The 6,906-nt window shown below is 39.5% G+C and carries 7 protein-coding genes; 3 read left to right on the top strand and 4 right to left on the bottom strand.

Annotated elements, in window-relative coordinates; genetic code table 11:
* Positions 1-340: gamma-glutamyltransferase (locus tag HP439_RS16880; RefSeq protein ID WP_172391512.1), on the top strand; the 340-nt coding region annotated here is incomplete at its 5' end.
* 242 nt (positions 341-582) lie between these two features.
* On the opposite strand, the gene HP439_RS16875 is transcribed toward HP439_RS16880, so the two are convergent.
* Both HP439_RS16875 and HP439_RS16870 read right to left on the bottom strand, forming a co-directional pair.
* Positions 583-1,899 carry a DNA recombination protein RmuC gene (locus HP439_RS16875; protein ID WP_172391511.1) on the bottom strand — a complete coding sequence of 439 codons (1,317 nt, stop codon included), beginning with the start codon at positions 1,897-1,899 and terminating at the stop codon, positions 583-585.
* 52 nt (positions 1,900-1,951) lie between these two features.
* The gene (locus HP439_RS16870) at positions 1,952-3,139 is read right to left on the bottom strand and encodes a formimidoylglutamase (RefSeq protein WP_172391510.1); all 1,188 of its coding nucleotides are present in this window, start codon (positions 3,137-3,139) and stop codon (positions 1,952-1,954) included.
* A gap of 112 nt (positions 3,140-3,251) precedes the next feature.
* Here HP439_RS16870 and HP439_RS16865 point away from each other — a divergent pair, with 112 nt between their 5' ends.
* Together HP439_RS16865 and HP439_RS16860 are read left to right on the top strand one after the other, a co-directional pair.
* Entirely contained in the window at positions 3,252-4,220 is a 969-nt protein-coding gene (locus tag HP439_RS16865) for an SDR family NAD(P)-dependent oxidoreductase (RefSeq protein WP_172391509.1), read from the top strand.
* A 22-nt stretch (positions 4,221-4,242) separates the two neighbouring features.
* The gene (locus HP439_RS16860; RefSeq protein ID WP_172391508.1) at positions 4,243-5,538 is read left to right on the top strand and encodes an HAD-IB family phosphatase; all 1,296 of its coding nucleotides are present in this window, start codon (positions 4,243-4,245) and stop codon (positions 5,536-5,538) included.
* Positions 5,539-5,554: 16 nt separating this feature from the next.
* Here HP439_RS16860 and HP439_RS16855 read toward each other — a convergent pair whose 3' ends face one another.
* Positions 5,555-6,127 carry a 5-formyltetrahydrofolate cyclo-ligase gene (locus tag HP439_RS16855; RefSeq protein WP_172391507.1) on the bottom strand — a complete coding sequence of 191 codons (573 nt, stop codon included), beginning with the start codon at positions 6,125-6,127 and terminating at the stop codon, positions 5,555-5,557.
* A gap of 70 nt (positions 6,128-6,197) precedes the next feature.
* A complete protein-coding gene (gene efp, locus HP439_RS16850) occupies positions 6,198-6,758 on the bottom strand; it encodes an elongation factor P (RefSeq protein WP_172391506.1) in 561 nt (186 codons plus the stop codon).
* Between the last annotated feature and the right edge of the window lie 148 nt (positions 6,759-6,906).

Below are 6,906 nucleotides of genomic sequence, written 5' to 3'. Positions count from 1 at the left end.
AGTTGAACAGGACGGAAAATTAAAAATGGTTATTGGAACCCCTGGCGGATCGACTATTATCACATCCGTATTCCAAGGAATCCTGAATGTTCTTGAATTTGGTATGTCCGCACAAGAATCGGTCAGCGCTCCGCGTTTTCATCATCAATGGCAACCCGACCGTATTGATGTGGAAACAGGTGCTATCTCGGACGATGTTCGGAAAAGCCTAAAAGAAGATGGATACTCTATCAATAAACGAGGAGCAATAGGTCGCATGGAAAATATAATTATCATGCCTAATGGAAAACGTCAAGCCGGCGCTGACCCTCGAGGCGACGACACAGCAAACGGATATTAATTGGAATATTTTGGCAGGAAAATAGTCCAATTAAACTGCAAAATCCACTTTTATGGCCAAACTATATTAACTTTCTTAAGTTCTGATATTCATTTAAAATAGAATTTGAATCAACATTTCACCGTCGCATCTATAATAAACCCTGAAATTACAATATATAATTCTTCCTAAAACGAACGTGATATTGTTAATCCATCTTTAGGCTCCTGAGCTTAAAGATGGAAAACCTGTCCCCGCCGAATCTAATCAAGCAAACGGTTATCAATCTGTTTGTTAGTCTTCGCTCCCAATATTTTTAAATTCTCTATTTTTCGCACAACGTTCCCCGGTCCGGTACTAAGCTTTTTCATAGCATCATTGTGTTTTTCGGAGGCCTTTTGGATGTGGATATTAATCTGTTGCATATCTGATAAAAATCCAACAAATTTATCATATAACGCGCCAGCCTCCTTAGCAATTTCTAATACGTTTTTATTTTGGCGTTCTTGCACCCAAATACTGGCTATAGTACGAAGTGTAGCTAGGAGAGTCGAGGGGCTCACGATAACGACACGCCTGTCCCATGCGTCGGAGAAAATATCTGGTTTTTCCCGAACAGCGACGCTCAACGCGGATTCAATAGGCATAAATAACAAAACAAAATCTGGTGAATGCACACCGTACAGATCTTGATAATTCTTACTGGAAAGCTCACGTACATGATTCTCAATAGAGCTAACATGCTTCTTTAGACATTGCTGCTGCTCGTCAAATTCCTCGGCGTCAATCCATCTTTCGTATGCCGTTAGTGAGACTTTGGAATCAACGATCAGATGTTTATCACTAGGCAACATAATGATAGCATCGGGAATTTTCCGACTCTCCTGATCCTTAAAAACTGACTGCAATTGATATTCTTGATCCTTGACTAATCCTGAGCGTTCCAAAACACGTTCAAGGATCACTTCTCCCCAATTACCTTGCTTTTTACTATCTCCTTTAAGCGCTCTTGTCAGATTATTCGCTTCATTACTGATCAACAAACTTTGCTGCATCATCTGTTCAACGACTCCTTTTAGAACATTACGTTCCGCAGATTCATGCTGGTAGGTCCTTTCCACCTTTTCTTCAAAAGTTTTTATACGATCTTTCAATGGATTTAGAATTTGATCCATCTGCAATTGATTGACAGCGGTGAACCTCTGCGTCTTTTCCTCTAGAATCGTATTGGCCATGTGCTGAAACTCAAGCTGGAATTTCTCTCGTGTACGATTAATCTCTTCCTGTTGTACAGCAAACTTCTCCTGTTGAGCCTGTAAATAAGCATTAGTTGCCTCTAATGTACGCTCAAGAGATGATTTCTCCAGACGTTCCTTATCGAGGGATGCTTCAAGTTGGTCTTTTGACTGTAACAACAGCTGTTCCCGCTGTTCCACCTTTGCTAAATTCAGCATAACCGTATTACGCTCTTCAACTAGCGTTTGATAAACCTGCTGGCTTACATTTTGGCTATTCCGCAACAACATAAAGACAAGCAGCACTACCAAAAAGGCAACCAAAACAAACAAAAATACCTCCATCAGATCTTTTTCTTTAGGGATTTTAAACAATTGCGATTATAACGCTAAAACACTACTGTAGTTTTTGATGTGTTTTCCACCACAAATCAGGCATATCTCCTCCAACGGCTTGCTGATAATCTTCATATCGACAGGGAACCAAATAATACCTTTCATTAACGGACCTAGAACCAAAGTAGGGAACTTGCATCCACCAACGGTCCGATTTTTTACTTTTTACAAAGATCAACTCATAATCATCGGTGACAAGCGTTGTACGATAAATCACGTAATCAGATTTAGGGATCAACGGAGCATCATGCTTACGATTATAAAAACCATCGACAAAACACCAGATCATTTGGGCCACTAGACTAGCCGTTAACCCCATCGGATCGAACGTAGGGTTAAGTTCGTAGAACCCTATCGAAGTACATTTATCGGACATTCCCGCGTACCGAGCAAGTTGACAAGCTTCGTCGCCAAAAAGGCCGTTAGGATTTGCATTCGCGTTGCCAGGAGCCTCTGAAGCCCGCACCGCTCCTATATCGAAACTGACCATATCAGCAGCACGAATCAAGGGTTCAGCTTGATCAAGCTTTCCTGAGATAGCACCGACACGCATGGTACTAAAATAGATCTTGTCGTACATATTGATCGATTCTTTGCTTACGAGATAGGTCTGATATGCTATGTTACTCAAATTAAATAAGTAATCTGGTTCGTGCAAAATTATCTTATTCAAAAAGGAATCGGAATTCAATACTGCATTATCTACACCTTCCTGGTCTACATCAAACTTAGCATCGATAACAGCTACTTCCACGCGCTGCTCAAGTCCCTGATAGCCTAAATACTGCCCATAGGTTATATCGTGGCCTCCGCCAATAATAACAGGAAGAATATCTTTCTTAAGTAGCTCCTCCATCACCGTCTTCACTGCAAAATACGTATCATTGATCGTATTGCCTGCTTTAATATTACCTAAATCCGCAATACGCACGGTATAATCACCTTGATATAACTTATATAAATTCTTCCGAACTGCATCCGGTGATTTTTTAGTACCTGCATTATTCAGCGAACCTCGTTCTTCTTCTACGCCGAATAATGCAATATGCGGTCGATTTTCCACATCTTCCAAATCTGGAAAAACCTCTTCGTAAATATCCACAAACTTCCCAAATTGTGAATTATAATACCCCTCTTCAGGGTACAAACTTTTAAAAGGAACGGGCGTAAAAAAATCAACTAAAGACATACGATTTGGGGAATAATATTACAAAATTAGAAACAATGTACTGAGTATTTCGCAAATATGCATTTATTAAGCTATTTTTGGAAAGAATAAGTTTTCAACAATAAGTTAGCAAGTGATATTAGTAACTGGAGGCACAGGATTCCTAGGATCAACATTAATCAAACTTTTAATTGACGAAGGATTGGCGGTTTTGGCAACCAAACGACCGACTTCGTCGATTCCGGAATCGCTAAAGGCTTCGTCTCTAGTACAATGGATCGATGCCGATATAACCGATTATTTCGCACTAGCGGACACGTTTGAAGGCGTCACGCAAGTTTACCACTGTGCCGCGAAGATCTCATATCAAAAAAGCGACTGGGCATCAATGTTACATACGAACATAACCGGAACCCAGCACATTGTCAATTTGTGCCTCGAACATGGAGCAAGGCTGGTCCATGTAAGTTCAATCGCATCTTTAGGGGAAAGCAAAAATGGTCAACTAATCGATGAAATGAGCAAATGGGATGACGGATCCAAGAATTCCCGCTATGCCATCTCTAAATATGAGAGTGAAATGATTGTATGGAGAGGCATCGTCGAGGGGCTAAATGCCGTAATTGTTAACCCATCAGTAATCATGGGTGTAGGTACGGGCAAAAAGTCTGCAGGCGTTATATTCAACATGGTAAAAAAAGGTTTAAAAATTTATCCACCAGGAACAGTTGGAATAGTCGATGTGATTGACGTGGCAAAATTGATGATTATATTGATGAAAGATGATTCAATCTCCGGTGAGCGGTATATTTTAAATAGCCAAAATTTCACAAATAAAGAGCTTTTGGAGCGTGTCGCTCTGGCTCTTGAGAAACCAGCACCAACAATTGCTGCCAAGCCCTTTATGTTAAGCATCGGATGGCGAGTTGCAAAATTGGTTGCTATGATCACAGGCTCAAAAGCGTCACTTACTCGAGAGGCTGCGCAGGCCTCTTCAGCGAATTTAGCCTATACGAATAGAAAAATAACCGACGGTACAGGATACACATTTAAGCCCGTTGATGTAACTTTACAAGAAATGAGTAAAGAATATAAAACATAACCTTATAACAAACTAAACCACCGTGAAAAATTATTATATCATCGATTTCGATAGTACTTTTACACAAGTCGAAGCGCTAGATGAGCTTGCACGTATTTCACTCGAGAATCACCCTGATAAAGATATTATCTACAAAAAAATTGAAGACTTCACCAACTTAGCTATGGAAGGAAAAATCTCTTTTCGTGAAGCGCTTACCGGAAGGGTTCAACTACTCAATGCAAACAAAACCCATCTAAACAAACTCGTAACCCATCTAAAAAAGAAAGTATCTAGATCCTTTGAGAGAAATAAAGAGTTTTTCAAAGAAAATCAAGATACCGCCTGGATCGTATCAGGAGGTTTTAAGGAATTTATTACACCTGTTGTTACTCCCTATCACATCAAAAAGGAGAATATTTACGCAAACACTTTTAAATTTGACGAAGCTGGAAATATCGTCGGTTATGATGACGCCAACCCCTTATCCGATGAAGGGGGAAAGGTGAAACTATTAAAAGAATTAAAAATAGATGGACGCATATATGGAATCGGCGACGGTTATTCGGATTTTCAACTAAAAGAGTCTGGACTAATTGAGAAATTCTTCGCGTTTACAGAAAATATCTCTCGCCAGAGTGTTACCGAAAAGGCAGACCACATCACTCCAAGTTTCGATGAGTTTTTGTATGTCAACGACCTCCCTCGAGCAATATCGTATCCAAAGAATAGAATACTTTGTTTATTGGTTGGCGATGTCCCGGAAATCGCTGCCCATATTCTAAAGCGCGATGGATTTTCTGTACGCATGAAAGATAGCTTCGAAGAAAAATACACGAAAGATGTGGGATTATTACTCTTAGCCGATGGTATCAAAGTTGACGATGCACAGCTCGCGCAGGCAGATAAATTAAAAACAATAGGCTGCTTAGGCGATAGCAAAGAGTTTGTCAATAGGAAAATTTGCACAGAAAAAGGTATCGTCATTTTTGACGACAAGAAAAATAAAAAACGAAACTCGGAGTTCATCCCGCGTCGCATGGCCGATTTTATCAACAACGGTGATACGGATATGAGTCGTAATTTCCCTAACCTTACGTTGCCACGTCTAACACAGGCACACCGATTATTGCATATTCATCAAAATATACCAGGTATTATGGCGCAGATCAATAATATTTACGCGGAGAATGACATCAACATTATCTCTCAATTTCTGATGACCAAAGGAGATCTTGGGTATGCCGTTACAGACATACACGTTGCCTATGACAAAAAGATGCTTAAAGAACTAAAGCAAATTGAAAATACGATAAAGTTTCGAATACTTTACAAGTAAATTCAATTTTATAGATCTACGCAAAAGAAATTACTGCTTGGGGTGTCACCAATTTATCTAGAAGAATATCATACCGATCAACGTCGGATATATTAGCTACAGGATCAAAGAACGACACTCCAACTTTTAGACAGTCGGGTCTACATTTTGCCAAAAAACGATCGTAAAACCCTTTACCATATCCAACTCGACCTCCGTTTTGATCCGCGACCAGAAGTGGCACAATAACAAGATCAAGTTTTGCTTCTTCAATTCTTAAACCAGATTTTGGCTGGGCGATTCCCCATCTATTTTCAACGAGTTCCAACTCGCTTGAATATAAAAAATGATCCATAGAATGATCGATTGGATTTGATCTGCTAATCACGAGTCTTATTCGAGGGTAAAGTTTTTTGACCCGCTCGATGTAGCGCCACATATTAGGTTCATTATTATCTCTTATCGGTAAAAATGTATGAACATAGGTGATAGCGGAGTAATCGAGGTTCAGTAAATGGTCCAGAATTCGATCATTAAAGGTAGAAAGTTGTTCTGGAGACAATCCAGCCCTCGCCATTCTGTATTTAATCCTTAGAGAAGCTTTATCCATTTTAAACTAAAAAAAACGGCCTTGTACCAAAAAGGCAAACAAGACCGTATAATCAACCTAAACCAAATCTTTATTTAACACGTTCTATATAATCTCCGGTACGTGTATCTACTTTGACTTTGTCTCCTTGATTGATAAACAAGGGAACTTTAATTTCTACTCCGGTCTCAACTGTAGCATTTTTTAACGCACTAGTAGAAGTATCGCCTTTTACTGCCGGCTCAGTATAGGTAATCTCAAGTTCAACCGTCGCGGGTGCCTGTGCCATAATTGCTTCATCACTTTCAAAGGAAACGATGACGTTCATACCTTCCTTTAAAAAACGTGCAGTATCCCCAAATAATCCCTTGGGAATATTAAACTGCTCATACGTATTATTATCCATTACAACAAAAAAGTCGCTATCATCATATAGATATTGGTAGTCATTCGTTTCTACTCGAGCAATTTCCACTTCCTCATCAGTACGAAAACGATATTCTACTAATTTACCGGAACGCACATTCCGCATACGTGCTTGGTAAAATGCCCGAAGATTCCCCGGAGTACGGTGAATATATTCTTCTACGGCAACTAGTTCTCCATTAAAACGAAGTATATTTCCTGATTTTACTTCAGATGCTTTTGACATAACAATACGTTTGGGTTTTATTACACAAAACTACAAAATATACTCCTCTTATAAAAACGTAGGGACCGGGTTATTTGTAGGAAAGTATTTGAAGGTGTGCATCGCAAAATGCATATTCTTTTTCTTGGTTAGAACCAATGATCAACAG

It is taken from the genome of Sphingobacterium shayense (assembly GCF_013179575.1).
Lineage (GTDB): Bacteria > Bacteroidota > Bacteroidia > Sphingobacteriales > Sphingobacteriaceae > Sphingobacterium > Sphingobacterium shayense.
The sequence above is the reverse complement of the archived record's forward strand: the minus strand, read 5'-3'. Positions and strand labels throughout refer to the sequence as shown.

Coding starts and splice junctions, on each gene's coding strand:
- HP439_RS16875 (WP_172391511.1), bottom strand. CDS start 1,899: ATGGAGGTATTTTTGTTTGTTTTGGTTGCCTTTTTGGTAGTGCTGCTT.
- HP439_RS16870 (WP_172391510.1), bottom strand. CDS start 3,139: ATGTCTTTAGTTGATTTTTTTACGCCCGTTCCTTTTAAAAGTTTGTAC.
- efp (WP_172391506.1), bottom strand. CDS start 6,758: ATGTCAAAAGCATCTGAAGTAAAATCAGGAAATATACTTCGTTTTAAT.
- HP439_RS16855 (WP_172391507.1), bottom strand. CDS start 6,127: ATGGATAAAGCTTCTCTAAGGATTAAATACAGAATGGCGAGGGCTGGA.